This window comes from Nocardia suismassiliense (genome assembly GCF_900269665.1).
In the GTDB taxonomy this organism is placed as follows: Bacteria; Actinomycetota; Actinomycetes; order Mycobacteriales; family Mycobacteriaceae; genus Nocardia; species Nocardia suismassiliense.
Map to the genome: position 1 here is coordinate 6,533,168 of NZ_LT985361.1, position 26,892 is coordinate 6,560,059.

General features: G+C 67.5%; 27 protein-coding genes. 8 read left to right on the forward strand and 19 right to left on the reverse strand.

Translation table 11 applies throughout. The features are described 5' to 3' along the window. Positions 1 to 200: 200 nt before the first annotated feature. On the forward strand, positions 201 to 713 hold the full coding sequence (locus DBO33_RS28940) for an SRPBCC family protein (RefSeq protein ID WP_234391094.1): 513 nt from the start codon (positions 201 to 203) through the stop codon (positions 711 to 713). A gap of 19 nt (positions 714 to 732) precedes the next feature. On the opposite strand, the gene DBO33_RS28945 is transcribed toward DBO33_RS28940, so the two are convergent. Next, positions 733 to 1,335, reverse strand: a complete 603-nt coding sequence (locus DBO33_RS28945; RefSeq protein WP_107657900.1) for a DUF7691 family protein — start codon at positions 1,333 to 1,335, stop codon at positions 733 to 735. A gap of 59 nt (positions 1,336 to 1,394) precedes the next feature. After that, a complete protein-coding gene (locus DBO33_RS28950; RefSeq protein WP_107657901.1) occupies positions 1,395 to 1,781 on the reverse strand; it encodes a hypothetical protein in 387 nt (128 codons plus the stop codon). Positions 1,782 to 1,873: 92 nt separating this feature from the next. On the opposite strand from DBO33_RS28950, the gene DBO33_RS28955 reads away from it, so the two are divergent. After that, entirely contained in the window at positions 1,874 to 2,311 is a 438-nt protein-coding gene (locus DBO33_RS28955) for a hypothetical protein (RefSeq protein ID WP_107657902.1), read from the forward strand. 57 nt (positions 2,312 to 2,368) lie between these two features. Here DBO33_RS28955 and DBO33_RS28960 read toward each other — a convergent pair whose 3' ends face one another. Then, entirely contained in the window at positions 2,369 to 3,358 is a 990-nt protein-coding gene (locus tag DBO33_RS28960) for an alpha/beta hydrolase (protein WP_234391095.1), read from the reverse strand. A gap of 54 nt (positions 3,359 to 3,412) precedes the next feature. Between DBO33_RS28960 and DBO33_RS28965 the strand changes: the two genes are divergently transcribed. Continuing rightward, positions 3,413 to 4,261 (forward strand): SDR family NAD(P)-dependent oxidoreductase, encoded by an 849-nt coding sequence (locus DBO33_RS28965; protein ID WP_107657903.1) that lies wholly within the window; start codon positions 3,413 to 3,415, stop codon positions 4,259 to 4,261. 22 nt (positions 4,262 to 4,283) lie between these two features. Here DBO33_RS28965 and DBO33_RS28970 read toward each other — a convergent pair whose 3' ends face one another. Beyond that, complete coding sequence (locus DBO33_RS28970; protein ID WP_456093883.1) at positions 4,284 to 5,474, reverse strand: LysR family transcriptional regulator; 1,191 nt, start codon at positions 5,472 to 5,474, stop codon at positions 4,284 to 4,286. A 69-nt stretch (positions 5,475 to 5,543) separates the two neighbouring features. Here DBO33_RS28970 and DBO33_RS28975 point away from each other — a divergent pair, with 69 nt between their 5' ends. Next, on the forward strand, positions 5,544 to 6,677 hold the full coding sequence (locus DBO33_RS28975) for a YbfB/YjiJ family MFS transporter (RefSeq protein WP_234391097.1): 1,134 nt from the start codon (positions 5,544 to 5,546) through the stop codon (positions 6,675 to 6,677). On the opposite strand, the gene secG is transcribed toward DBO33_RS28975, so the two are convergent. From secG to DBO33_RS29005, 6 genes are all read right to left on the reverse strand, one after another. Next, entirely contained in the window at positions 6,664 to 6,897 is a 234-nt protein-coding gene (gene secG / locus DBO33_RS28980) for a preprotein translocase subunit SecG (RefSeq protein ID WP_107657905.1), read from the reverse strand. The genes DBO33_RS28975 and secG overlap by 14 nt on opposite strands. 124 nt (positions 6,898 to 7,021) lie before the next feature. Further along, a complete protein-coding gene (locus DBO33_RS28985; RefSeq protein ID WP_234391414.1) occupies positions 7,022 to 8,614 on the reverse strand; it encodes an MFS transporter in 1,593 nt (530 codons plus the stop codon). A 39-nt stretch (positions 8,615 to 8,653) separates the two neighbouring features. Further along, positions 8,654 to 8,821, reverse strand: coding sequence for a hypothetical protein (locus DBO33_RS28990; protein WP_159080587.1), 168 nt, complete (start codon positions 8,819 to 8,821; stop codon positions 8,654 to 8,656). A 96-nt stretch (positions 8,822 to 8,917) separates the two neighbouring features. Further along, complete coding sequence (locus DBO33_RS28995) at positions 8,918 to 9,826, reverse strand: DMT family transporter (RefSeq protein ID WP_107657907.1); 909 nt, start codon at positions 9,824 to 9,826, stop codon at positions 8,918 to 8,920. A 199-nt stretch (positions 9,827 to 10,025) separates the two neighbouring features. Continuing rightward, entirely contained in the window at positions 10,026 to 10,553 is a 528-nt protein-coding gene (locus DBO33_RS29000) for a hypothetical protein (RefSeq protein WP_107657908.1), read from the reverse strand. A gap of 9 nt (positions 10,554 to 10,562) precedes the next feature. After that, complete coding sequence (locus DBO33_RS29005; protein WP_107657909.1) at positions 10,563 to 11,192, reverse strand: TetR/AcrR family transcriptional regulator; 630 nt, start codon at positions 11,190 to 11,192, stop codon at positions 10,563 to 10,565. A 170-nt stretch (positions 11,193 to 11,362) separates the two neighbouring features. Between DBO33_RS29005 and DBO33_RS29010 the strand changes: the two genes are divergently transcribed. Then, complete coding sequence (locus tag DBO33_RS29010) at positions 11,363 to 12,784, forward strand: lipase family protein (RefSeq protein WP_107657910.1); 1,422 nt, start codon at positions 11,363 to 11,365, stop codon at positions 12,782 to 12,784. A gap of 48 nt (positions 12,785 to 12,832) precedes the next feature. Next, a complete protein-coding gene (locus DBO33_RS29015) occupies positions 12,833 to 13,615 on the forward strand; it encodes an META domain-containing protein (protein ID WP_107657911.1) in 783 nt (260 codons plus the stop codon). A 73-nt stretch (positions 13,616 to 13,688) separates the two neighbouring features. Here DBO33_RS29015 and tpiA read toward each other — a convergent pair whose 3' ends face one another. From tpiA to DBO33_RS29060, 9 genes are all read right to left on the reverse strand, one after another. Beyond that, positions 13,689 to 14,486 carry a triose-phosphate isomerase gene (gene tpiA / locus DBO33_RS29020; RefSeq protein ID WP_107657912.1) on the reverse strand — a complete coding sequence of 266 codons (798 nt, stop codon included), beginning with the start codon at positions 14,484 to 14,486 and terminating at the stop codon, positions 13,689 to 13,691. Positions 14,487 to 14,494: 8 nt separating this feature from the next. Next, positions 14,495 to 15,709 carry a phosphoglycerate kinase gene (locus DBO33_RS29025; RefSeq protein WP_107657913.1) on the reverse strand — a complete coding sequence of 405 codons (1,215 nt, stop codon included), beginning with the start codon at positions 15,707 to 15,709 and terminating at the stop codon, positions 14,495 to 14,497. 4 nt (positions 15,710 to 15,713) lie between these two features. Continuing rightward, the gene (gene gap, locus DBO33_RS29030) at positions 15,714 to 16,733 is read right to left on the reverse strand and encodes a type I glyceraldehyde-3-phosphate dehydrogenase (protein ID WP_107657914.1); all 1,020 of its coding nucleotides are present in this window, start codon (positions 16,731 to 16,733) and stop codon (positions 15,714 to 15,716) included. 469 nt (positions 16,734 to 17,202) lie between these two features. Then, on the reverse strand, positions 17,203 to 18,186 hold the full coding sequence (gene whiA, locus DBO33_RS29035; RefSeq protein WP_040736336.1) for a DNA-binding protein WhiA: 984 nt from the start codon (positions 18,184 to 18,186) through the stop codon (positions 17,203 to 17,205). Continuing rightward, entirely contained in the window at positions 18,177 to 19,223 is a 1,047-nt protein-coding gene (locus tag DBO33_RS29040) for a gluconeogenesis factor YvcK family protein (RefSeq protein WP_107657915.1), read from the reverse strand. Before DBO33_RS29040 ends, whiA begins: the two co-directional genes overlap by 10 nt. Positions 19,224 to 19,257: 34 nt before the next feature. After that, positions 19,258 to 20,238: an RNase adapter RapZ gene (rapZ, locus tag DBO33_RS29045; protein WP_107657916.1), complete on the reverse strand. Its 981-nt coding sequence runs from the start codon at positions 20,236 to 20,238 to the stop codon at positions 19,258 to 19,260. 335 nt (positions 20,239 to 20,573) lie between these two features. Beyond that, positions 20,574 to 22,583 (reverse strand): excinuclease ABC subunit UvrC, encoded by a 2,010-nt coding sequence (gene uvrC, locus DBO33_RS29050; protein ID WP_107657917.1) that lies wholly within the window; start codon positions 22,581 to 22,583, stop codon positions 20,574 to 20,576. Between the two features lie 151 nt (positions 22,584 to 22,734). Next, positions 22,735 to 23,163, reverse strand: a complete 429-nt coding sequence (locus DBO33_RS29055; protein WP_107657918.1) for a hypothetical protein — start codon at positions 23,161 to 23,163, stop codon at positions 22,735 to 22,737. A gap of 147 nt (positions 23,164 to 23,310) precedes the next feature. Then, on the reverse strand, positions 23,311 to 23,997 hold the full coding sequence (locus DBO33_RS29060; protein ID WP_107657919.1) for an HAD family hydrolase: 687 nt from the start codon (positions 23,995 to 23,997) through the stop codon (positions 23,311 to 23,313). 234 nt (positions 23,998 to 24,231) lie between these two features. Here DBO33_RS29060 and DBO33_RS29065 point away from each other — a divergent pair, with 234 nt between their 5' ends. Together DBO33_RS29065 and DBO33_RS29070 are read left to right on the forward strand one after the other, a co-directional pair. Then, on the forward strand, positions 24,232 to 26,196 hold the full coding sequence (locus DBO33_RS29065; RefSeq protein ID WP_107657920.1) for a gamma-glutamyltransferase family protein: 1,965 nt from the start codon (positions 24,232 to 24,234) through the stop codon (positions 26,194 to 26,196). A 103-nt stretch (positions 26,197 to 26,299) separates the two neighbouring features. Beyond that, on the forward strand, positions 26,300 to 26,839 hold the full coding sequence (locus DBO33_RS29070; RefSeq protein ID WP_107657921.1) for a GNAT family N-acetyltransferase: 540 nt from the start codon (positions 26,300 to 26,302) through the stop codon (positions 26,837 to 26,839). Positions 26,840 to 26,892 lie beyond the last annotated feature (53 nt).

Consider the following 26,892-nt stretch of genomic DNA (forward strand, 5'->3'; position numbering starts at 1 on the left):
TACTTTATTTTTCAATCATGCTGGCGGTTTGCCGACGCGCCTTCGACAATCGCGAGCGCACCACTTCGTCACACAGCGGTCACACCGCCGCCGTCCGCAGGCCGCGTCGGCGCAAACTTCGATTACCACCGCGCCGAGGCGCGCCGCACCGGTATCCAGCGATTCGGATTCGACGGGGGAATACTGGAAATACAGTGGCGGTGAGACGACAACCAGCGGCGAAGGGCACGGCGATGACCATGATGTCCATGCTCGGTGAGGTTCGGCCGGAGCACGATCGCGCGGCGGACGGCGATCTGGTGCTCCTGCACTATCTGCGGTCCTTCCGCAAACCGGTACTCGACGTGTGGTCGGCGGCGACCGACCGTACGCAGTTGGCGCGCTGGCTCGGCGCGGTGTCCGGCGGCCACGGCAATCTGACCATCGAACCGATGGACGGGCCGGTGTCGCGACCGGTCGCGGTGCGTGTCGATCATTGCCAGGCACCGCACGAACTGGTCGTGCATGTCGACGGCTGCCTGCTCGAGGTTCGCATGACCCAGGTCGGCGTGGTCACCAATGTCGAGCTGATCCGCCGGCACGTGAGCCCGGCGGAGGCGAGTGCGATCGGCCCCCGCTGGCAGTACCTGCTGGATCGGCTCACCGCGTACCTTGATTATGAACCGCTGCCGCAGTGGGCCGACTATCCGAAGCTGGCCGACGAATACCGTTGAGTCACACCTTCACCCACCGTCAGAGGAAGAATCCGGCGATCCCCCAGCCCGGTCGCGCCTGCGCCTCGCGAATCCATTCCATGCACGATTCGATCGCGGCGAGCACCTCGTGGTCGACGTCCTCGCGCTGTTTCGGCGTGGTCGATTCCCATTGCACCAGGGCTTCCGCGCACTGCTCCGGCGTCCATTCGCCGTAGCCGGGTAGCTCGTCGGGCTGGGGTAGCGCGGCGGGCAGCGCGTGGTAGACGAAGTCGGCGAGGCTGATCGCCTTGATGCCCAACTCGGCGAAGCCCTCGTCGACCTGCTCCAGCCAGCTGCCGCGGAACGGGGAGAAGTAGCGGTTGTCGACGAACCTGCCGTAGAACTGGCAGATCGTCTGGTAGGCGTAGGCGTATTGGAAGCCGTACGCCTCGTCGAACGGGCCGCCGTCGATGACGGCGCGCACCGCGTCGTAGCGCGCCGGGGCGCCGTTCGCGATCTCCTCGGCGAACCAGTCGTCGGCGTGCGCCAACTGGGCTTTGAACCGGCCGCCGATCATGCGCCGGAGCTTGTCGTCCCGCGAGCCGATCGCGGCCCTGACCCTATCCAGTTCGACGACGTAAACGCTCAGGCTGTAACTCATGATCGAACATTAGCGGCACCCACCGACACGAACGCCGCACCGACGGAAGGCGTTTGACGCTACGCGGTCTGCACGGTGACGCGGTAGCCGAGATTGATCCCCTTGGCGATATGGGCTGCGCCACCGAGGTGCAGCCGCCGAGTACTGCCGCCCTCGCGTGGGTCGACCAGATAGCTGGCACGCACATGGGCGACGCCGGACGGAAAACCGCTGGCCGGGGACGAAACACTGCTCGCGACAAACGCTTCGGCCCACAGATCGGGCTCGGTTACGCCGTCGAGCAGCGGCGCGGCATCGGGGAGGAACACGCCGAACTCATCCGGTTGCCCGCGCAGCGATTGGAGGAATCTGCCGGACATGGCGAGCTGCACAATCCCGGTGTGGATCGTGCAGTCCGGGGTCAGTCGCAACGGCGGGGCCGGGTAGATATGGAGCTGCAATGCCATGGGATGACTCTACGGATGTCGTCGCCGCGAACCGGTTCTGGCAAGCTGCTTTTCACTCGCAATGGCGCATTCCCCGCAGGAGGACCGACTAGATGCCGAATTGGCCGACGCTCGACCCGGTCGAGCAGCATGACAAGCTCACCGACATCACGAGCGAAGTGCTCCCAACGTTGCCGATCGGCTGGACTCGGCTTGTGGTGCGCGCCAGGATGATCGGCACGCACGCGGAATCCGATAGCGGAGTGCGGATGCCCGATGGAACGGTGCGAGCCTGGTCTTTCCCGCCCGAGGTCTGGCGGAAATTTCAGCAACTGAGAAAAGGAATGTACATCCAAGGCAGCGGGTCATGGCACGAGTTCGAGTACATTCTGGATCCGCCCGACCACTTCACCATTCAATACAACCGAGATCTGATGCCGACCTTCTCGACTCCGCCGACGGCTGAGCACTTCGCGACCGAGAACAGATGGTTTCCGCGGCCAGAGGAAGCTATGCCGGATTGGTTTCGCCGCGGGCTCGGTCAGGCCTAGCAGCCGCTTATGACGCGGTAGGCAAGGTCCAGTCAGCGCCGGCTACATCGACCGCGGTTACGCGGGCACGTCGGACGGGTTCGGGACGAGTTCCCGCAAGTGGGTGGTGATCAAAGTGTCGACTTCGGACGCGCGCTCCAATTGCACGAGATGACCCGCGTCGGCGATCTTCGTCACCGCGCGCAGATCCGGGACGTAGGTGCGCAGCGTGGTCAGTGGGTCGCGGCCGCTGAAACCCTCCATGTCGGGGTCGCGGTCGCCGTACATGAAGTAGGCGGGCACGGTGACGGACGCGTCGGCGTAGGCGGCGGTGAGTTCCCAGTTGCGGTCCAGGGCGCGATACCAGTTCAGGCCGCCGGTGAAGCCGGTGCGTTCGAAATCCTGGGCGAGGGTGTCGAATTCGGCCTCGGTGAGCCAGCGCCACGGCAGCGGCGGCGCGGTCGGCAGCACATCGAGGTAGCCGGTGCCCTCGGCCGGGAACTGCCAGGTGTCGAGGTAGTGGTAGTCGGCGCTGAGCGAGTAGTAGACGTTGGCCAGGAATTCCCTTGGCCGCGCGGCCAATTCGGCGTCGGCGACGCCCGGCTTCTGAAAGTAGTCCAGGTGCAGGAAGTGTCGCGCGGCCGCCTTCGCCCATAGTTGGGACGGTGCGCGGGGTGGGCGTGGCGCGAAGGGATTGTTCAGGACGATGACGCCGCGCACCCGTTCGGGCGCGCGTAGTGCCAACTCCCACACCAGAGCCGCGCCGAAATCCAAGCCGACGAACACCGCCTGCTCGGCACCGATGTCGTCGAGCAGGGCGAGCAGATCGCCGATGACGGCTTCGTTCGTGTACGACTCGACGTCCGCCGGTACGTCGGTCTGCCCGTAACCACGCAGGTCCGGCGCGATGGCGCGATACCCGGCCGCGGCAACCGACGCCAACTGGTTGTGCCAGATGAACCAGGTGTGCGGAAAGCCGTGGCAGAAGATCACCGGATGCCCCGCGCCCTGCTCGGCGACGTGCATCCGGCCGCCGTTGGTCGTGATGAACCGATGCGTGATCTGCACTGCGGCCTCCAAAATCTAGAACGTGTTCTCGTTTCACGGTAGTGTCCTGAAGTCGTGAACGGAATACCTGAGGCACTCAGCGGCAAGATCGCGGTCGTCACCGGCGCGAGTCGCGGCATCGGCAAGGGCATCGCACTGGAACTCGGTGCGGCGGGTGCGACGGTGTACGTCACCGGGCGCTCGGCCACCCCCGGGCGGCTGCCCGGCACCGTGCAGGAGACTGCTGCCGCCATCGATGCGGCGGGCGGCGTCGGCGTTCCGTTCGTCTGCGATCACCACGACGACGACGCGGTGCACCAACTGTTCCAGCAGATCGGCGACGCACACCAGCGCCTCGATGTGCTGGTGAACAACGTGTACAACTCCCCCGCCGCGGCGCGCTGGCTCGGCAAGCCGTTCTGGGAGGTGCCGCCGAAAGCGTGGGACGAGACCTTCGACATCGGGGTCCGATCACATTACGTGGCAAGCGCTTTCGCCGCGCCGCTGCTGATCGAATCCGGCGGGCTGATCGTCAACATCTCCTCGCCGGGTGCGCAGCGGTACATGCACAACGCGGTGTACGGCGTCGCGAAGACCGCACTGGACCGGCTCACCGCGGACATGGCGCACAACCTGGCCGACACCGACGTCACCGTCGTCTCCCTGTGGCCGGGCATCGTGGATACCGAACTGCTGCAGCTAATTCCGGCCGACGCACAGGGCCAGCGCTTGGTCACCCTGCCGGGCGAAGGCACCTACGACCTCGCCGCGGCGGAGACCCCGCAGTTCCCCGGCCGCGCGGTCGTCGCACTCGCCACCGACCCCGCCCGCCGCTCCCGTACCGGATCAGCCTGGCGGGTAGCCGATCTCGCTGATGCCTACGGCTTCACCGACGTCGACGGGCGCATCCCACGCGCGGACTGACCTCGGGGCTGCCGACAACGACTCAAGCAACACCTAAGAACCGTTGCACCGCACGCGAAGGCGCGGGCTTGGCGTGCCATGCGAGGTACACGTGCGACGGTGGTGCGTCCGGAATGTCAAGGTAGACAACGCCGGGATGGGGTGCGCGGGTGCGGGCCAGGGCGGGGACGCCGCCGATGCCGCGGTTCGCTGCGACGAGTTCGATCCATTCGTCGAAGTTCCGGCAGGTGATGATCGGCCGGTCCGGATCGCCGTGCTCCCATGAACCGGCGTGGGTGGTCCCGGAGACCACGTTCACCACTAGCGGATAGCCGGCGAGATCAGCCCAGCGCAGGTCGGTCGCGTCGGCCAGTGGCGAGTTCGCAGCGACGGCGAGCATGCGCTGCTCGGTCGCGATCACCCGGGACTCGAGATGGCTCGGCAGCTGAGTTTCCCTGCGGTATATGGCGATATCGATGGCTCGGGCTTCGAGGGCGGCCAGTGGATCGTCGATGCGGTGCAACGTGATGCGGCCGCCGAGTGCCTCGTAGCGGCGGCGGGTGGCGGCGAGCCAGCTGGTGGGCAGCAGCCAGGCGAAGCCCACCTCGATGGCGGACCGTGCGCGCAGTTGGGCGGCGACCGTGTCGACGTCGGCGAGGATTCGCCTGGCGTGCGTCAGCAGTTCGGTGCCTTCGTCGGTCAGCGCGAAGCGACGGGAGGTGCGTTCGATGAGCCTGCACTCGATGTGCCGCTCCAGCTGTTGAATCGTCCTGGTCAGCGCGGGCTGACTGAGGTGCAGACGGGCCGCAGCACGGGTGTAGTTCGACTCTTCGCACAGCGCGACGTACGCGCGCAGATGCCGCAGCTCGATCTGGGTATGTCCGCCTAGACCGCGGTCCGCACCGCCGACACTCCGACCGGCCCCACCGGCACCCGCATCGGCCCCACCGGCACCCCGATCAGCCGCACCCGCATCCCGATCGCCCCCTCCNTCCCCGCCCTGGCCCGCACCCCCACCGGCATTCGCATCCACACCGCTGGCACCCCCACCGTCCGCACCGCCATCGTCCGCTCCCGGATCAGACCCACCTGCGCTGCTGCTGGCCGCACCCGCACTCGCGTCCGCCACGCCCGCACCCTGGCCAGCCGCTCTCACACCCCGACCGAATGCACTCGGCCCCTGATCGCCCGCACCCTGCGGAACAGTCCTCTCCGGCAGCGCACGTTCGTCCATGCATCAAGCGTATACATGGTGCATAGAAAGCATTTAACAGACGCCGGAACGAACCGTACGGTCGCTGGAGTGACCGTTACTCGCACCCACCCACCGCGCAGCGGTCTCGCCCCCGCCTTCGCGGCCGCCGCCGGGTTGGCAGCCGCGATGGGCGTCGGCCGATTCGTCTACACGCCCCTGCTGCCGATCATGGTGGACGCGCACCAGATCAGCACCCATGACGGCGCGGTGATCGCGACCGCCAACTACGCGGGTTATCTCCTCGGCGCCATCCTGCTGACCCGATGGCCGGAACTGAACAGTCGCAACACTTTCCGCATCTCCGCCGCCCTGCTGATCGTCAGCGAGGTCTTGATGGCCGTGCCCGCGCCGACGCTGTTCCCCGCCGCGCTGCGCCTGATCGCCGGCGTCACCAGCGCCGTCGTCTTCGTCGCCTGCGCCGGGGTGGCCGCCAGACCAGGCAGCAGCCGGGATGCGGCCGGAATCGCTTTCGGCGGAATCGGATTCGGGATCGCGCTCACCGGGGTGCTGGTGTTGGTGGTGCGGCCGTTCCTGGGGTGGCAGAGCATGTGGCTGGTCTCCGCCGTGCTCACCGGAGTATTGCTCTCACCCGCGTTGCGGCTCGATATCCAGCCGGGCCGGCGTGCGGGCAAGGCCACCATCCGGTCGCGGGGTGCGTGGCGGGCGCTGCTCGTCGCCTATTTCCTGGAAGGTGTCGGCTACATCGTGATCGGCACGTTTCTGGTCGCCGCGGTCAGTGACCAGCGCGGCCCGGTGGTCGGCTCGGCGATCTGGGTGGTGGTCGGCGTGGCCGCGGTGCCCGCCACGGTGCTGTGGGGTGTCGCGGCGCGCCGCTGGGCGCCCGCCATAGCCATGCCGATCGCCCTAGTGGCGCAATGCGTTTCGGCGGTGCTGCCCGCCGTCTCGACCGCCGTGTGGCCCGCCGTGCTCTCGGCGGCGCTGTTCGGCGCGACGTTCCTCGGCATAGTGATGCTGGCGATGCGGATCGGCGGTGAGCTGTCCGATGGTGGCGCTGCGGCGCCGCTCACCGCCGTTTATGGTGCGGGGCAGATGCTCGGTCCGTTGGTGGTGGCGCCGGTGATCGGCGACAGTTATCCGGCCGCGTTCGTCATCGCCGCCCTGGTGCTGGCGGCTGCGACGATCGCGGCCGGTATGGTGACGCGCCTGATCAGGCGAACTTGATCTCCAAGCCGATGCCGAGGATCGCGCTGACCCAGACCAGGCCGGTGAAAATAGTGATTCGGTCGAGGTTCTTCTCCACAACGGTCGAGCCGGAGAGGCTGGACTGCACACCACCGCCGAACAGGCTGGACAGACCTCCACCCTTGGCGCGGTGCAGCAGCACCAGCAGCACCAGCAGCAAGCTGGTGATGATCAGGAGGATATCGAGGAACATCCGCATGCCCGACAGTGTATGCGGACGATCGGATCCCACCGAATCAGGCACTCGGAAACGTCGATCCCAGGCCCTGTGTCGAAGTCCGGCCGGATGCATCGAGGCGCCGGATGGGACTTCGACACAGGGCCTAGGGTGGCAGGATCGCGACCAGGTGGGTCACCTCGTCCTCGCCGATGGTGAATTTCGACGCCTCCTGCTCGCGGATCTGGTCCTGAGCGGTGAGTCTGACCTGGTGCTGGTGCATGTGCTCGGCCCAGGAGCGCACGACGAACGCCTCGACATAGCGGTCCAGCACACCGACGTCGCGGTACAGCCGCCACTCCATCGCACCGGTGCGTTGCCGGGAACGGCCGACGAACGCCATGGCGGTCATGAACTCCTCGACGTTCTCCGGCGGGACATCGTAGGCGCGCAACACCATGACCGGTCCGTCGGCGGCGTCGGGTTCGACAACGAGCTGCGGTTCCGGCCAGAACGCCGACGGAGTCTGATCGAGGGTCTCGGCGTTGTGACTGATCGGCAGCCAGACCGTGCTCACCGCGCACAGCGCGAGCAGTGCCGCGGCGATCAGCAGGGCTTTGACCGGTCCGGCGGCACCGGCGACCACACCCCAGACCAGCGAGCCGATCGCCTGCCCACCCATGAACACCAGCAGATAAACCGACAGCCCGCGCGCCCGGACCCACGCGGGCAGCAGCAACTGCATGGTCGAGTTCATCGTGGACATTGCGAGCAACCAGGCGAAACCCGCGAACACCAGCAACACCAGCACGACCGGCACCACGTGCAGCACCGCCGCGGCCGCCGTCGCGACGCCGAACAGCACGGCGGCCGTGGTCAACCGCTGGGTCGGCGTGAGCAGCAGGCGCAGCCGCGACAGGCCGACGGCACCGAGCACCGCGCCGACACCGAGCGCGGCGAGCATCAAGCCGTAACCCGACGAAGACAGCCCGAGCTCGTCGCGCGCGATCACCGGCAGCAGCGCCCACAGCGCGCTGGCCGGAGCGATGAACAGGATGGAGCGCAGCAGCACCCGCCGGATCGCGGGCGCCGCCTTGATGAACCGCGTCCCGGCCTGCAACGCCGCCAGCGGGCGTTCGCTCGGCAGCTGCCGATCCGTGGCCGGCCTGCGCCAGACCCCGAGCACCACCACGATGCCGATGAACGACACCGCGTTGAGCGCGAACACCAGCGTCGGCCCGGACAGCGAGACCAGCACACCCGCGATCGCCGGCCCTACCGCCCGCCCGATATTGATGCTCATGCTGCCCAGCGCGGCCGCCGACGGAATCTGTTCGCGCGGAACCAGTTCCGGCTGGATCGCCTGCCACGCGGGCCCGGTGAGCGCCTGACCGCAGCCGAGCAGGAACAGCAAGGTGAGCAGCACGGCCGGCGTGGTGTGCCCCGTCGCCGTCGAGATCGCCAGCACCGTCGCGAGGATCGCCATGGTCGACTGCGCACCCAGCAACAGCCTGCGCCGATCCACCAGATCGGCGATCACGCCGGACGGAATAGCCAGCAGCATCACCGGCAGCGTGATCGCCGTCTGCACGAACGACACCAGGACCGCGGCGTTCGGCTCGTCCACCAGAATCCACTGCGCGCCGACGGTCTGCATCCAGGTGCCCAGGTTGGACACCAATTGCGCGATCCAGAGGGCGCGATACACCTTCGACCGCAGGGGCGCCCAGGTAGAGACAGGGGTGTTGGCCGCAGTGATCACTTACCGAAGCTTAGGCTCACCCGTCGCTCCAGGTATTCAGGCGAGACCGGGCGCCGCCGAAGTAGCCATGACAGCGCCGATGATCTCGTGGCTGGTCTGCGGGGCGCACTGCGGATTACCCTGCGCGTCCGACAGCGGGGTTCGCGCGGCGGCCATGGATTGCGCCCCCGCCATGAGCTCCCGCCCCTCTAGTACGGCTGCCACAAAAGCAGTGTTGGCGGCCGTGAACCCGTGGGCAACTCCGCCGATATCCGGCAAGTTGCCCACTCGCTCAGGAATCGGCCGCCTCCACGTATCCGGCTACTCCACGTCGGTGGGGCGCGACTCGTTGGCGGCGAGGAGGAGGGCGGCGGTCAGTAGCGCGCCACCCATCATGCCCAGCGGGGTCAATCGCTCACCGAGGACTATCGCCGCGAGGACCGCACCGGTGAGCGGTTCGAGCAGGGCGAGGACCGCGGCGGTGCCGGGGCCCGCGTCGGGCAAGCCACGGAAGTACAGCGTGTAGGCGACCGCGGTCGGCACGAGTCCGAGTGCTGCGAGCAACGCGAGGCTGCCCGCGTTCGGCTCGAAGGTGATACCGGTGGTCAGCGCCAGGGGCATGAGTAGTACTGCACCGCCGGTGAATCCGAGACCGGTGGTGGTCATCGCATCGAGCCCCGGTATCGGCCGGGCGCTGATCACGGTGACCGCAGCGAACGCGCCGGCCGCCGCGACGGCGAGGGCGGCACCGGCAAGCAGCCCGGTGGCGTGCAAGTCATCGGACGGCACACCGACCAGCAATGCGAGTCCGGCCAGCGCGAGCCCGATCGTCGCCGCGCGCCTGCGGTCGACGGCGCGGCGGCCGGTGACCTGCTCCAGCAGTGCCACCATCACCGGCGACGCACCGATGGTGAGCAAGGTGGCGACGCTGACCGATGATGCCGCGACCGCCCCGAAATAACACGCCTGGAAGGTCGCGGCGAGAGCGGCAACCGCGCCGATCCTGCGCCAGGCCAGCAGATTTCGCGGCAATGGACGCCGGGTCAGCGCGAGTAGCGCGACGAGCAGCAGCCCGCCGACGGCAAGGCGGCAGGTGGCCACCGCGACGGGTGACAATCCGGTGGCACGACCGAGCAGCGTGCCGAGCAAACCGCCGGTGCCCCACAGCATTCCGGCGCCGACAAGGTAGACCAGCCCGGAACGGCCGGTCGTGGACAGAGATATGGACATGAAGGATTCGCGCTCCTGCGACAGAGAGGGATGGGGTCGCGGAAGCGAGGTGCACAACGAATGCCGAAGAGACGCACTCACCTATCCAGGTGGCGCGCTGACTGCTACACCTCGCTCAGGAGGCGGGCGGCGGTGTGATCGGAAAGCATCGGTGCACGCGGCCGATCCTAGTGCCCGGCGGCATGCCGTGTCGCTCGGGTTATTTGCCGAACTCGCGCAGCAGCGGATCGGCGGCGATCCGGGCGGCGGTGCCGGCGTCCGGCGGATAGGGCTTGGCCCGAACGATCCACTCGCGACGCAACTCGGGGATGGTCACCTGGAGTTCGTCCCACTCCGAGGTCAGCTGACCGGTCCAGTCCATCTGTTCGGGACCGTCGAGGAATCCGATGGTGTAGCCGAGATAGTCGTTCCACACCGCGTACGAAGTGGCGAGTGTCAGCTCATCCGGCACGTCGAGCTTCAGCAACCACCGACCGTGCGCCCACTCATGATCTCCCAGTAGCGAATTGGCCGTGCGACGAATGGCGGACCTGCGCAGACCACGGCCGGGCCAGCACCACACCGGCGGCGCGTCCCCGCAATCGATGCCGCGCCTTGCCATTTCGGCAGCGATGATCCCGAAACCCGGTCGCAGGTTCGGCGAAATGAGCTCCCAGCTCGCACGATACGAGCCGTTCGCCCGCACCGCGGCGACCACCTCGGGCGCCTGTAAGGTCCATAGCCTCATCCGGTCGACCTACTCATCGACCGCCTCGGCGTAGTTCTGCATCATGTCCTCGATCAGCCGCAGCACCGCTTCGTCGAGTTCCGGACGCTGGTACACCCCGCGCACCACCGCCTGACCCGAAAACAGATGCAGCGCAAGGAAGAACAGCGGCTCACGCAGTCGCTGCGGATACCTGCTCAGCACCCCGGTGCGCTCGACCGCGGCCACGATCTCGTCGTAGTAGTTCTCCACCGTCGGCGCGATCCTGGCCCGCAGCTCGGCGTCCGAGCGGGCCGCGAGATAGATCTCGCGCAACGCGTGGGTGATGTTGTCCGACTGCGCCGCCTGCAGGAAACGCAACGCCGTATCGAGCGAATCCGCTTGATCCCCAAGCTGTTCCATCACCCCGGTGAACGCGGCGGTCTGCCGCGTGACGATCTCCTCGGCGGTGCGCACGATCAGATCGAGCCTGCTGTCGAACTGCCGGAACATGGCCCCGACGGACAGCCCGGCGCGCCCGCAGATCTCCTGCACGGTGGTGCGCTGATAGCCCACCTCGCCGATCGCGGCGATGGTCGCTTCGATCAGCTTGCCGACGGTGGCGGCGCGGCGTTCCTGCTGCGTCCGGCGTGGACGCGATATTTCGGCGCTCCCGGTCATGTTTACCCATCCTGCCCGGCCGGTCCGGCAGCCACTGTCATCGGGTCAGCGTGATCGTTGACACAGCGTCGAACGGCACTCTACAGTCGACCCGCCAGTTAGGAAACAGTCGCTCTCTTTTCTGCCCGAGAGCCCGGCGCGCAGCGCTGCGTTATGTCGAGGAGTTCCAAATGAAGATGGGCACCGCTACGGGCACCAAGAGGGTGGTCGCGCACGTTTGCCTGGTACTGACCGCGGGCTTGACCGTCGCGGTGTGCCCCGCGATGGCCGGCGTCGCGCAGGCCGAGCCGGTGGCGGTCGCCCCGCCGCTCCCCTTCCCGCTGCCACCCGCTCCGCCGTACCTCGATCCGGGTTTCTACAACCCCGATCCAGGCAAGGTCGCCGCGGCACAGCCCGGTGAGATCCTGGCGGCCAGGCAGGTCAACCTCGCGAATTTCTTCCTGATCCCGCTCAATGTGCGGGCCTGGCAGTTGTCCTTGCGCAGCACCAATACCCGCGGCGAACCGATCGCGGCGGTCGCCACCGTCATCGTGCCGCACCGCCCGTCCCCCACCCCGGACCGGAATCTGGTCGCCTTCCAGTTCGCCGAGGACTCGCTCTCGGTGAACTGCGCACCGTCCTACGTCTTGCAGATGGGGTCGCTGCCCAACCCGACGAACCCGGTGATCTCCGCGGAGTTCATCGAGGTCCAGGCCATGCTGCAACTCGGCCACGCGGTCGTGGTGCCCGACCACCAGGGCCCGAACGCGGCCTACGCGGCCGGACCGCTCGGCGCCCGCATCACCTTGGATTCGATCCGGGCCGCCGAGAACTTCGACCAGGCGGGCCTGCCCGGAGCGGCCACCCGGACCGCGCTGTGGGGCTATTCGGGCGGCGCCATCCCGACCGCGCACGCGGCCGAGCTGCAACCCACCTACGCACCGGAGCTCAACATCGTGGGTTCCGCGGTCGGCGGCCTGCTCGCCGATCTGCGCATGAGCCTCGACTACAACAACGGCACGTCGACCTTCGGCGGCGCGGTACTCGGTGGATTGTTCGGTGTCGCACGCGAATACCCGGTGCTGGACCGATTCATCGACCAGTACATGAACCCGCTCGGCAAGGCGGTGCGGGTGGTGCACGAAGGTCAGTGCGTCGCTTTGCAATTCGCGGCCTTCCCCTTCGTGAACATCAAGGGCCTGTTCAACTACCCCGGCGGCGATCCGATGACCGCACCCGAATTGCAGCCACTGCTGGACGAGATGACCCTCGGTCGGCGCGGCACTCCCCCGTTCCCGCTCTACATCTACGAGGCGCCGCTCGACGAGGCGATGCCGATCAACGCGGTCAACAAGCTGTACGACACCTACTGCAAGGATCCGAACGCGCAGGTCGCCTACACCAGGGAGATCATCAGCGAGCACGGCATCGCCGCCGTCTCCGGCGCAGGCTCGGCCGCGATGTGGCTCAACGATCGGCTCAACGGCGTGCCCGCGCCGCAGGGCTGCAGCAATCGGGATGTGCCGTTGCAGATCCTGGATCCCGGCGCCTTCGCCGCGTTCGCCAACGCCATCGGCCAGACCCTCGCGTCGGCTCTCGGCATGCCGGTCTGACCTGCCGAAAACCCGGCCGAACCGCACGACATCGGTACCATCGCCGTCATGGCGGCTAATTTCGTGCGGTTCGGCCCGATCGTTGCCCTGGCACTGCTCGCGGCCACTGCCTGTTCGAGCGGCGACTCCGACTCGAAGCCGGCCGAGCCCGGCCTGGTCGGCCGCACCTTCCTCTCCACCGAGGTGGAGGGCGCGCCGATTCCCGGCGGCGGACCGCTGACGCTCACCTTCAAGGACGACCGCATCGCCGCGGACGCGGGCTGCAACTCGCACTCCGGCGTAGTCGCGCTCGATGACCACAAGCTGCACGTGTCCGGTCTGGCGAGCACCCTGATGGCCTGTCCCGGTGATCGGGAGGGCGCCGACGAATGGCTCAGCGGCCTACTGAATTCCGACCCTGCCTGGCAGCTCGACGGCGCGAAGCTCACCGTGAAAAACGACAACCTCACGGTGCACCTGCTGGACAAGAAGGTCGCCAAGCCGGACAAGCCGATCAAGGGCACCACTTGGATCGTCACCGCCCTCATCACCCCCGACGCCCAAATGCGTTCCCAGACAATCGATGAGGTGAAGCCCACGCTGACCATCGCCGAGGACGGCAGCGTCTCCGGTAGTGCTGGCTGCAACCGGATGACCGGTCGCGCAACGGGTCCCGACACCGAACTCACCTTCCAGGTCGGCACCACGAAGATGCTGTGCTCCCCCGAGGTGATGGAGGTCGAGCAGGCGGTGCTGAAAGTGTTGGACGGCAAGACAACCGCGACCGTCGACGCCGATGTGCTGACCCTCCGCAATGCCAACGGCAACGGACTCACCCTGCACGCGGAGTAAATCGGGTCCCGCTCACAACGCAGCAGAGCCGGGCAACGCTCTCGCGATGCCCGGCTCTGCTCCGTGAAAACGGTTACGGCAGTGGGCCGCCCGCGGCAATCGCGGAGAGGGTGGCGAACTCGTCACCCTTCAACGAAGCACCACCGACCAACGCGCCGTCGATGTCGGTCTGGCCGACGAGCTCACCGACGTTCTTGGCGTTGACCGAGCCGCCGTAGAGCACGCGCACGCCCGCAGCGACCTCCGGGGAGGCCAGCACGGCCAGTTCCGCGCGGATCGCGCCGCAGACTTCCTGCGCGTCGGCGGGGGTGGCGACCTTGCCGGTGCCGATGGCCCAGACCGGCTCGTAGGCGATGACGACCTTCGAGATCTCCTCCGCCGTCAGGCCTTTCAGCGAACCACGCAGCTGCTCGAGGTTGTACTCGACGTGCGTCTTCGCCTCGCGCACGTTCAGGCCCTCGCCGATGCAGACGATCGGGGTGAGCCCGTGCTTGAGCGCCTGCTTGGCCTTGGCGAGCACGGTGGCGTCGTCCTCGTGGTGGTACTGCCGCCGCTCGGAGTGGCCGACCGCCACGAAGGTGCAGCCCAGCTTGGCCAGCATGGCGCCGCTGATCTCACCGGTGTAGGCGCCCGAGTCGTGCATCGACACGTCTTGCGCGCCATAGGTGAGCAGCAGCTTGTCGCCCTCCACCAGCGTCTGCACACTGCGCAGATCGGTGAACGGCGGCAGCACCGCGACGTCCACCTTGGCGAAGTACTTCTCCGGCAACGCGAAAGCGATCTTCTGCACCAGCGCGATCGCCTCGAGGTGGTTGAGGTTCAGCTTCCAGTTGCCCGCGATGAGCGGCTTCCTGGCATAGGACTTCGTCACAGCACTCCTCAATCTTCCAGCACTGCGATGCCCGGAAGTTCCTTGCCCTCCAGGTATTCCAGCGACGCACCGCCGCCGGTGGAGATATGCGAGAAACCGTCGTCGGGCAGCCCGAGCGCACGCACGGCCGCGGCCGAATCGCCACCGCCGACGACGGTGAACGCACCCTTACCGGTGGCCGTGACGATAGCCTCGGCCACGCCGCGGGTACCGGCCGCGAAGTTCTCGAACTCGAACACGCCCATCGGGCCGTTCCAGAACACCGTCTTCGCCTCGGTCAGCAGCGCCGCGAACCGGTCGGTCGATTCGGGTCCGATGTCCAGACCCATCCAGCCGTCCGGGATCTCGTGTGCGGGCACGACCTTCGAGTCGGCGTCGGCGGCGAACTTGCTCGCCGCCACGATGTCGCGCGGCAGGTGAATGACGTCCGCGTACCGATCGAGCAGGCCCTTGCAGGTCTCGATCATCTCTTCCTGCAGCAGCGAGCTGCCGACCGAAAGACCCTGGGCGGCAAGGAAGGTGAAGCACATGCCGCCACCGATGACCAGCGTGTCGACCTTCGGCGCGAGCGCCTCGATCACCGCGAGCTTGTCGGAGACCTTGGACCCGCCGAGCACGACCGCGTACGGCCGCTCGGTGTCCTGGGTCAGCTTGGCCAGCACCTCGACCTCGGCGGCGACCAGCTTGCCCGCGTAATGCGGCAGCAGCTTCGCGACGTCGTACACCGACGCCTGCTTGCGGTGCACCACACCGAAGCCGTCGGAGACGAACGCGCCGTCGTCGCCGACCAGCTCGACCAGCGCGGCGGCGAGCTTGGCCCGCTGCGCGTCGTCCTTGCTGGTCTCGCGCGGATCGAAACGGATGTTCTCCAGCAGGAGCACATCGCCGTCGGTCAGCCCCTCGGAGCGCGCGAGCGCGTCCCCGCCGACCACGTCACCGGCGAGCTGGACATTGCGGCCCAGCTCTTGGGCGAGCTTCGCGGCGACCGGCGCCAGCGAGAGCTTCGGGTCCGGCTCGCCCTTCGGGCGGCCGAGGTGCGCGGTGACGACCACCTTCGCGCCGGCCTCGACCAGCGCCTTCAGCGTCGGCACCGAGGCGATGATGCGACCGGGATCGGTGATCTGACCGTTGTCGTCGAGGGGGACGTTCAGGTCGGAGCGCACCAGGACGCCCCGACCTTCGACACCCTCGTTCAGCAGATCCTCGAGAGTTTTGACTGTCATGGCCTCAGAGCGACTTGCCGACGAGGCCGATGAGGTCGGCGACACGGTTGGAGTAGCCCCACTCGTTGTCGTACCAGCCGACGACCTTGACCTGATCGTCGATGACCTTGATCAGCGGCGCGTCGTAGATGCACGAGTGCGGGTCGGTGACGATGTCGCTCGACACGATCGGGTCGACGTTGTACTTCAGGATGCCCTTCAGCGGTCCCTCGGCAGCAGCCTTGTACGCGGCGTTGATGTCGTCGATCGAGGCCGACTTGCGCAGGGTGACGGTGAGGTCGGTGACCGAGCCCGTCGGAACCGGCACGCGCAGCGCGTAACCGTCCAGCTTGCCCTGCAGTTCCGGGAGCACCAGGCCGATGGCCTTGGCCGCACCGGTGCCGGTCGGCACGATGTTCAGCGCGGCCGCGCGGGCGCGACGCAGGTCGCTGTGCGGGCCGTCCTGCAGGTTCTGGTCCTGCGTGTAGGCGTGGATGGTGGTCATCAGACCACGCTCGATGCCGAAGCTGTCGTTCAGCACCTTCGCCAGCGGGCCGAGGCAGTTGGTGGTGCACGAGGCGTTGGAGATGATGTTCTGGCTGCCGTCGTACTTGTCGTCGTTGACGCCCATCACGACCGTCAGGTCCTCGCCCTTGGCGGGCGCGGAGATGATGACCTTCTTGGCGCCCGCGGCGAGGTGACCCTTCGCCTTGGTGGCATCGGTGAAGATGCCGGTGGACTCGACCACCACGTCGACGCCCAGGTCGCCCCACGGCAGCGCCGCCGGGCCCTCCTTGATGGCCAGCGCCTTGATCCGCTGGTCACCGACCACGATGGTGTCGTCGCCGTCGAGCGAGACATCCTGCGGCAGGCGGCCGAGGATCGAGTCGTACTTGAGCAGGGTCGCGAGAGTCGCGTTGTCGGTGAGGTCGTTGACCGCGACGATCTCGATGTCGGTGGTGCCCAGCGCCTTCTGCGCCTCCACCGCCCGGAAGAAGTTACGTCCGATACGACCGAAGCCGTTGATGCCTACCCGGACAGTCACGTTATCGCTCCTCAGCTTTCAAGCGGATCATTCCGATGTCTAGTAACAGTAGTGCCCGCCTGTAACCCCACCGACATGCACCTGTCCGTTGTGAACTGGCGATCTCGACGCGGTCATCAGGCCACCAGGGTGCGAACGTTCCCGAGTCACCACTTCACTACGGTAACCAGGGAAATCAATCACCGACTGGTCTGTTTCCTCACAGTCCGGCGCGCCGACCAGCGCAGGAACATCGTCAAGAGTCCTGGCATTGCGACACACCGGTCATTCTGACGTCTCCGGGGTTACCCGGTTCCCGTTCCGGCACACGTGTGCGTTGTTCGACCGGCTCGGCCGCCACTCCGGCTCAACCATCCACCGACCGGACTTCAGCGCGCACCGCTACGCCAACGCGTCGACACCGGCCCGCTAACGGGATCATCCGGCCGGTCGGCACGAAGGCCGACCGACCGGATGACAAACTCCCGACTCAGGCTTCGTCGAGCAATTCGGCCGTGACAGCGGACTCCGTGTCGGGGATGCCGAGCTCCTTGGCCCGCCGGTCCGCCATCGACAGCAAGCGCCGAATGCGGCCCGCTACAGCGTCTTTCGTCATCGGCGGGTCGGCGAGCTGGCCGAGTTCCTCCAGCGAGGCCTGCCGATGCTGCACGCGCAGTTTGCCCGCCGCGGCGAGATGGTCGGGCACGTCGTCGCTGAGGATCTCCAGCGCACGCTCCACCCTGGCGGCCGCGGCGACCGCGGCCCTGGCCGAACGGCGCAGGTTGGCGTCGTCGAAGTTGGCCAACCGGTTGGCGGTGGCTCGCACCTCGCGGCGCAGCCTGCGCTCCTCCCAGACGATGCGGGTGCCGTGCGCACCCATCCTGGTGAGCAGCGCGCCGATGGCCTCACCGTCACGCACCACGACCCGGTCGGTACCGCGCACCTCCCGCGCCTTGGCGGTGATGCCGAGCCTGCGGGCCGCGCCGACGAGCGCGAGCGCCGCCTCCGGACCCGGGCAGCTGACCTCCAGCGCGGAGGAGCGACCGGGTTCGGTGAGCGAGCCGTGCGCGAGAAACGCTCCGCGCCAAGCTGCTTCGGCATCGGCGATGCTGCCGCCGACCACCTGGGCGGGCAGGCCGCGCACCGGACGACCGCGCACATCGAGCAGCCCGGTCTGCCGGGCCAGCGCCTCGCCCTCCTTGGACACGCGCACCACATAGCGGGAGGTCTTGCGCAGACCGCCCGCACCGAGCACGTGCACATCGGAGCCGTAGCCGTATAGCTCGAAGATCTCCCGGCGCAGCCTGCGTGCGATGGAACCCATGTCCACCTCGGCCTCGACGATCACCCGCCCGCCGACGATGTGCAGGCCGCCCGCAAAGCGCAGCAGCGCGGACAGTTCCGCCTTGCGGGAACTGACTTGCGACACCGTGAGCCTGCTCAGCTCGTCTTTCACATCGGCTGTCATCGCCACGAGACGCGCTCCTTTCCACCCAACCCGGAACGCACATCCTGACCCATGTGCCGTCCCTCGACTCGAAGCCCTGCCATTTGTGGCCGAGGTTGCCGGATCAGTTGATCCAGTGCGGCGGCAAGCTTTCCGGGGTGATGCCGGTCCGTTCCCGCTTCGGCGACATCGGAGAAGGTTACCCGTGCCCGCAACTGTTCGGCAGCTCTCGCCACATGTTCTCTTTCGCGACCCTCGGGCACCGACCCCGAATCGACCAAAACTTCGTCGACCACGAATTCCGGTGCGTGCTGGGACAATACATGCAGGTGCCGTTCGGCGGAGAAACCCGCCGTTTCGCCGGGCTCGGCGGCCAGGTTCAGCACGAGAACTTTTCTCGCTCGGGTGTACACCAGCGCCTCTCGTAGTTCGGGGACGAGCACATGGGGGATGACGCTGGTAAACCAGGAACCCGGTCCGAGCACGACGACGTCGGCGTGCTCGATGGCCGAGGTGGCCTCCTGGCTGGCGGGTGGATCGGACGGAATCAACCGCACCCGCCGGACTTTTCCTGGGGTGGTCGCGATGGCGACCTGGCCGCGGATGCAGCGGCTGACGCGCGGATCCGCTTCCAGCCCAGCCACATCCGCTTCGATATCGAGCGCGATGGGCGACATCGGCAGCACCCGTCCGGTGATGCGCAACATCTTCGCGAGTTCGTCGAGCGCGGCGACCGGGTCGCCGAGCACCTCGGTCAGGCCGGCCAGGATGAGATTGCCGACCGAGTGGCCGGCCAGTGCACCGGTGCCGCCGAAGCGGTGCTGCACGGTCTTGGTCCAGATGCCGTCGGAATCCGCGGCCAGTGCGGCCAGCGCCATCCGCAGGTCACCGGGCGGTAGCACGCCTAGCTCGGCGCGTAGGCGACCGGACGAGCCGCCGTCGTCCGCGACGGTGACGACCGCGCAGATCTTTCTGGTCAGCCGCCGGACGGCGGTCAACGTCGCGTACAGGCCGTGCCCGCCACCCAGCGCGACGATATTCGGGTCGGATTCCCACCCCGTCATGCCTTCGCCTCGCTAACGCTCAGCTCGCGCGCACTCATTCGCGCCCCAGATCGCGATGCACGACGCGCACCACGTCGGCGGGGCCCTCGCTGCCGCCGGTGCCCTCGCTCATCAGTTCGCCAAGAGCCTCGGCTATCGCCACGCTGCGGTGCCTGCCTCCGGTGCAGCCCACTGCCACCGTCATGTATCGCTTCCCCTCTTGGCGGTAACCGTTCATCGTCAGCTCGACCAGGTGGTGGCAGGTACGCAGATAATCGGCCGCGCCGGGGCGCGACAACACGTACTCGCTCACCACTGATTCCTGACCAGTGTGTTCCCGCAATTCCGGTATCCAATGTGGATTAGGTAGAAAACGCACATCCAACACCATGTCGGCGTCCAGTGGAACCCCATGCTTGAAGCCGAAGGATTGCACGGTCAGCTGCAATGCACTGGGTGCACCGTCGCCGAAGGCCTCCTCCAACTTGCGGTGCAGCTGGTGGATGGACAGTTCGGTGGTGTCGATGACCAGGTCCGCCGCGGTTTTCACGGCCGAGAGCCGGATGCGTTCGGCGGCGATGCCCGAGGAGAGCGTGCCGTCTTTGCTCTCGCTTTGCAGCGGGTGGCGGCGCCGGGCGAAACCGAAACGCCGGATCAGCACATCGTCGGAGGCTTCGAGAAACAGCACCCTGGTTTCGATGCCGAGTTTGCGCAACTGCTCGGTGACCACCGAGAGATCACCGGTGAAGAACCTGCTGCGCACGTCCATCACCAGGGCCAGACTGCGGATCGGCGGGGCGGCGGGGGCGCCGAGGTCGACCATCCGGCCGATCAGCTCCGGCGGCAGGTTGTCGGTGACGTACCAGCCGAGATCCTCGAGTACGCGGGCGGCGGTGCCGCGGCCCGCGCCGGATAGTCCGGTCACGATGACGACTTCGACCTGCGGGTTCGCCGCTGCGACAGCGCTCGAGGGGCCGGCCCGCCCCTCGGTCTGTCGCGGATCACCCGCAGTGTTGTTCGCTTCGACGCGTGTCATGTCCTACCGGATCTCGTCACACGACCGCACCTCGCGGGCGCTCGGCTCCGCCGTGCGCCGTGGCACGCTGTGTTGTCGGTTCACTCGCTGCGCTCGCTCTCTGGGTACCCCTCGAATCATCCCGCACCGGTTCCGGTATCGGGCGCAGACATGCGCGATCACCTTCCGTGGTGCAGGTGGAAGGTTAGCGACTCCACCGCGCTGGCGCTCGGTTCCGTCGTGCGCCCGCACGCGGTGTCTCCCTGGCTGTTCGCTGACGCTCGCGCACAAACATGTGTTGGAACGGTACCGAGAATATAGGTGTATCGGAGCAAAGCCGCCGTTTCCGATGGTCCTCAGCCCTCCTGTAGCGCCGCGAGCACGGCCTTGGCGGTGGCCAATCCGATGCCGGGGACCTCGGTGATCTCCTCCACCGTGGCCTGCTTGAGTTTCGCGACGGAACCGAAATGGGTAACCAGCGCGGTTCGGCGCGCCGTCCCGAGCCCGGGCACCGAGTCCAGCGCGGACGCGGTCATCCGGCGGGAGCGTTTGCTGCGGTGGAAGGTGATGGCGAACCGGTGCGCCTCGTCGCGGATCCGCTGCAACAGGAACAAGGCCTCGCTGTTGCGCGGCATGATCACCGGGTCGCTCTCCCCCGGCACCCACACCTCTTCCAGGCGTTTGGCCAGGCCGATCACCGCGACATCGGTGATGCCGAGTTCGTCGAGCACCTCGGCGGCGGCCGCGACCTGGGGTGCGCCGCCGTCGACGACATAGAGGTTGGGCGGGTAGGCGAACTTACGCGGACGGCCGGTCTGTGGGTCGATGCCCGGGCGGGACACGAGTTCGGCGGTGTCGTCGAGGGCTTCGACCTCCGCCAGGTCCTCGTTCACCATCAGCTCGCGCTCCTTCTGCAGCTTGTAGAAGCGCCGCCTGGTCACCTCCCTGATGCTGCCGACGTCGTCCGAGCGGCCGTCGCCCGCAGCCTCCTTGATGGTGTAGTGCCGATACTCGGATTTGCGGGCCAGGCCGTCCTCGAACACCACCAGTGAGGCGACCACATCGGTGCCCTGCACATGGCTGATGTCCACGCACTCGATCCGCAGCGGAGCGCTGTCCAGCTCGAGCGCGTCTTGGATGGCTTGCAGCGCAGCCGATCTCGATGTCAGGTCGCCCGCACGCTTGAGCTTGTGCTGCTGCAAGGCCTCCATCGCGTTGCGCTGTACGGTCTCGGCGAGGGCCTTCTTGTCGCCGCGCTGCGGCACCCGCAGCTGCACGGCCGAGCCGCGCAGGTTGCACAGCCACTCCTGCAACTGCTCGGCGTCGGCCGGGAGTTCGGGGACCAGCACCTCCCTGGGCACCACGGTCGCGGGCTGCTCGGCCTCGCCCAGCTCCGCCACCGCGACCTGCTCGCCGTAGAACTGGGTGAGGAACTGCTCGACCAGCACGGCCAGTTCGCTGCCCGCTTCCGGCGAGTCGATGGCATCGCCGGATTTGTCGACCACCCAGCCGCGCTGACCGCGGACCCGGCCGTCGCGGACGTGGAAGATCTGCACCGCCGCCTCCAGCTCGTCGGTGGCGAAGGCGATCACGTCGGCATCGGTGCCGGTGCCGAGCACCACGGCCTGCTTCTCCAGCGCGCGGCGCAGCGCCTGCACGTCGTCGCGCAGGCGGGCGGCGTTCTCGAAGTCGAGGTCCTCGGCGGCGTCCTGCATGCGGCGTTCGAGCTGGCGCACCATGCGGTCGGTGCGCCCGGCCAGGAAGTCGCAGAAGTCCTCCACGATCTGGCGGTGTTCGGCGGCGCTGACCCGGCCGATGCACGGCGCCGAGCACTTGTCGATGTAGCCGAGCAGGCACGGGCGCCCGATCTGGTTGTGCCGCTTGAATACTCCGTTGGAGCAGGTGCGCGCGGGGAATACCCGCAACAACAGGTCCAGGGTTTCCCGGATCGCCCAGGCGTGCGCGTAGGGGCCGAAGTACCGCACGCCCTTCTTGCGCGCGCCGCGATAGACGAACAGACGGGGGAACTCCTCGTTCAACGTCACCGCGAGCACCGGATACGACTTGTCGTCCCGGTAGCGCACGTTGAACCGAGGGTCGAACTCCTTGATCCAGTTGTATTCGAGCTGCAGCGCCTCCACCTCGGTGGAGACGACGGTCCATTCGACGCTCGCGGCCGTGGTGACCATCTGCCGCGTGCGCGGATGCAGCGACGCGACGTCGGCGAAGTAGGAGTTCAGTCTGCTGCGCAGACTCTTTGCCTTGCCGACGTAGATGACCTGCCGATATGCGTCCCGGAACTTGTACACCCCTGGTTCGACGGGAATCGTGCCCGGCTTGGGCCGGTACGTCGCTGGATCTGCCACCCATCAAGCCTATCGAGCACGTCCGACAAGCTCGGCAAGGCGATCCGGGTTCGGTTCCGGTGCGGCGTCGCGACTCGGATCGAGCTGCTGCGCTCTGCCGAAACACGCTGCCGGACAGGGGGTTCAGTGCCCGGGTTCGCGACCGCACGCGTCATTCGCCGGCGCTGAACCACTCCTTGGCTTCGGCGCGGCACAGCTGGTAGACGACGGCGCCCGACGTACCGAGCGAGAAGAGCACCGCCACGATCCACTGCTCGAACGGGATGTCGTTGGGTTGCGTGCGCCAGCCGACCACGGCCTGCGCGAGCGCCAAGATGACCGCCAGCACCCGCACGCCGCTCGCGCCGCGGGTGAATCCCCAGGCGACGAGGCCGAGCAACCAGCTGAACAGGAACTGGATGGCCGCACCGCCCGCGGCCTCTGCGCTGCGCGTCAGACCCATGACCACCGGATAGGCCAGTCCGAATGCCGCCAGCCCCCAAGCGGCTTCCCGGGCTTCCCTTGCCGCCTCGGGCAGCTCGGTCAGCGCCCATAATCTCTCGGCGACCGCTAAGTCCTCGTCCGAAAAGTCCGCGCCCACGGCGCTCCCCACTCCCGATCAACACTCTCGACCCGAATCAACGGGTGCGCCAGCAGGACGCTAGAGCACCGGAGAGAGCCGGACAACTCGGGCGCGGCGGGGGTTATCCGGAAATGATGCCGTCTTGATCACGGGCGCGCCGGTTGATCAGGACAGTCCGTGCTGGTCCAACGCGTCGAGCAGACCGGACGGGCGTTCGGTGGTGGGCAGCGGGTCTACCAGGGCGAATCGGCAGCCGAGCGCGGTTGCGCCGCCGTCTGCCTCGGCGCTGTCACCGACCATCAGGGCTGCGGCCGGATCGACACCGAGTTTGTCGAGGGTGGCGGCGAAAATTCGGGGATCCGGTTTCACCGCGCCGATCTCGAAGGAGAGGGCGAACGCGTCGATGTATCGGTCCCAGTTCCGGGTGGTAAAGGCGGGGCGGATGTCGAACGCGATATTGCTGACCACGCCGACCTGAATGCCCTGGGCCGCAAGTGACGTCAGCGCTTCGTCGACGTCGGGGTAGGGCGTCCAGGACAGCGGATCGATCAGGCGGCCGTAGAGGACGGCGGCTTGGTCGTCGGTCGGTACCCCGGACTTGCGCAGGACCTCCAGGTAGGCCCGCCGGTGCAGCTTCGGGTCCAGGTCACGGTTGTCCCAGGCGTGCTGGCCGTCCGCGTCGAAGTGCACCAGCTGGCCGACCGGTGCGGTCATCCTGCGCAGGATCTCGGCCTTCTCGTGCACATCGAAGGGGCGGCCGTCGGCCGCGACCAGGTCCGCACCCCAGGATTCGTCCTCCTCGAGTCGAAACAAGGTTCCGGAATAGTCGAAGAGCACCGCTTCGATGGTCACCGGATCAGCCTACCGACCGGTCCGCAGTGATCGGAGTCGTCGCAGGTCACGAGGGTGACGGGCGGATATGTGGTGGCGCGCAATCGAGTTCGTCGTCGTCACGCGTGCCTCGTTGTGCCGGGAAGAATCCCTTCGATGCGCCGACTTCCGTCCGGCACTGGTATCGCCGGACTCTCCGGGCGTTGGTCGGACAAACTCTCCCCCGGTGTCGGCGCCGAGCGTTAGAGTCCCCCCATGAGGCGCGCGCGAGGAACGTGGACGGGTGTGGCGGCTGTGGTGCTGCTCGCCCTCGGAACGGTCACGGCTTGTTCGTCCGACGAAAACAAAGCCGGAGCCGTCTGCGACACGGTGCCGAACGGAACACCGGTGGCCGCCACCTCGGCAGGCGCCACGGGCGGCAAGACCCAGGACATCAGCACCAACCCGGAGATCTCCACCGGCTACCGGTCCGGCATGACGGCGGTGCGCACCAAGACGTACGCGGTCGCGACCGCGAACCCGGTGGCCACGAAGGCCGCGTGCGGCGTGCTGCGCGAGGGCGGCACCGCCGCGGACGCGCTCATCGCCGCCCAGACGGTGCTCGGCCTGGTCGAACCCCAGGCCTCCGGCATCGGCGGCGGCGCGTTCCTGATGTACTACGACGCCACCACCAAGACTGTCGACGCCTATGACGGGCGAGAGGTCGCGCCTGCGGCGGCCACCGAGAACTACCTGCGCTGGGTCAGCGACACCGATCGGTCCGAGCCGAAACCGAACGCGCGCGCCAGCGGCCGATCCATCGGCGTGCCAGGGGTTTTGCGCATGCTGGAGATGGCGCACCGCGACCACGGCAAGACCGGCTGGCGGGAACTGTTCGACCCGGCCATCGACCTCGCCGACCGCGGGTTCCCGATCAGCCCCCGCTTCGCCGGGCAGATCGCGGAGTCCGCCAAGGATCTGGCGCTCGATGAGGCCGCGAAGGCGTACTTCCTGAATCCCGACGGCACACCCAAGCCCGCGGACACCATGTTGACCAACCCGGCGATGGCGAAGACGTTGGGTGCCGTCGCGACCGAAGGCGCACAAGCCTTCTACACCGGCGCCATCGCGGCCGATATCGTGGACGCGGCCACCTCCGCGTCCGGCGGCCGCACCCCAAGCCTGATGACCACCGCCGATCTGGCGAACTACCAGGCGAAGAAACGCACCGCGCTGTGCACCACCTATCGCGCGCACGAGATCTGCGGCATGCCGAACCCGTCGTCCGGCGGCAACACCGTCGCCGCCACCCTCGGCATCCTGGAGAACTTCGACCTCGCCGCGCTGCCGCCGGACAATCTCGGTGCCGGTTCCGACGCCCGCAACGGCGGCAAGCCGAAGGCCGACGCGGTCCATCTCATCGCCGAGGCCGAACGCCTCGCCTACGCAGACCGCAACAAGTACGTGGCCGACTCGGACTTCATTCCGCTGCCGGGCAATTCGCCGCAGACCCTGGTGGACAAGAACTACCTGAAGCAGCGCTCCGCACTGATCGACCGCGGCCGCAGCATGGGCACCGCACAGCCCGGCGACTTCGGTCCGGTCCCGCTCGGTGTCGGCGCGCAGCCGCCCGAGCACGGCACCAGCCACATCTCGGTGGTCGACAAGTACGGCAACGCGGCGGCCATGACCACCACGGTGGAATCCGCATTCGGCTCGTTCCACCTGGTCAACGGTTTCGTGCTGAACAACCAGCTCACCGACTTCTCCGCAGACCCGCTCGGCACCGACGGCGCACCGGTCGCCAACCGGATCCAGCCCAACAAGCGCCCGCGCAGCTCGATGGCCCCCACCCTCGTCTTCGACAAGGCCCCCGACGGTGCCCGCGGCGCCCTCACCCACATCGCCGGCTCCCCCGGCGGTTCGGTGATCATCCAGTTCGTCGTGAAAACCCTGATCGGCATGCTGGATTGGGGCCTCGACCCGCAACAGGCCGTCTCCGCCCTGTCGTTCGGCGCAGGCAACACCCCGTCAACCGGCGTCGGCGGCGAACACCCGAGCATCAACACCGCCGACAACGGCAACAACGATGCCCTGGTAGTCCGCCTCCGCGAACTAGGCCACCAGGTCACCGTGGCCCCGCAATCCAGCGGCCTCAGCGCACTGCAACGCGACGGCGACGGCTGGATCGGCGGCGCCGACCCCCGCCGCGAGGGAGCTGTGCTCGGCGACACCCGCTGAGTCGTTATCCCACTCCAACCGGGGCAGGCTCGACGTCGTCCTCGTCGCGCGTGTCGAGGGTTTATCTTGCGGTAGCGCCCGGGTTGCCCGTTAACCTGCAGTTATGCAGACCGGTGCGTTCGTCCTCGCGGAGGCTTTCGCCGAGGATCCGCTGATGACTTACTTCTGGCCGCGACCCGGGTTGCGGCGGCATGCGCTGCCGGCGTTCTGGGATTCGCGGATTGCCTCGCGAGCTGAAACGGGCATGGTCGACGCCGCGTGCGATGCGGACGGGAACATTGTCAGCGTCGCGTTGTGGGAACCACCAGGAGTGATCTCCTCGATTGCGAAGCCGTTCACCCTGTTCCGTGCGTTGAAGGGCAGTCTCCCCAGGGCACTTGCGGCCTCCCGCCAGATCGAAGACGTCCGACCCGATACACCCCACCTGTATCTCGCCGCCGTCGGTACGCACCCGAATTGTCAGCGTCAGGGCTTCGCATCGTCCCTCATCGAGCAGCGGCTGGCGGGCTCGACCGAGTCCTGCTTCCTGATCTCCAACTCCCGTGCGGCCTGCCCGTTCTTCGAACGCTTCGGCTTCAAACGGCAGGGCGAGCTATCCATCGACCACGGGCCCATCGTCTATCCGATGCTGCTATCCCGCTGAACCTCGAACCGGGCGACGCGATCAGACCGCCACGGTTCATTCCTGCTCGGCGG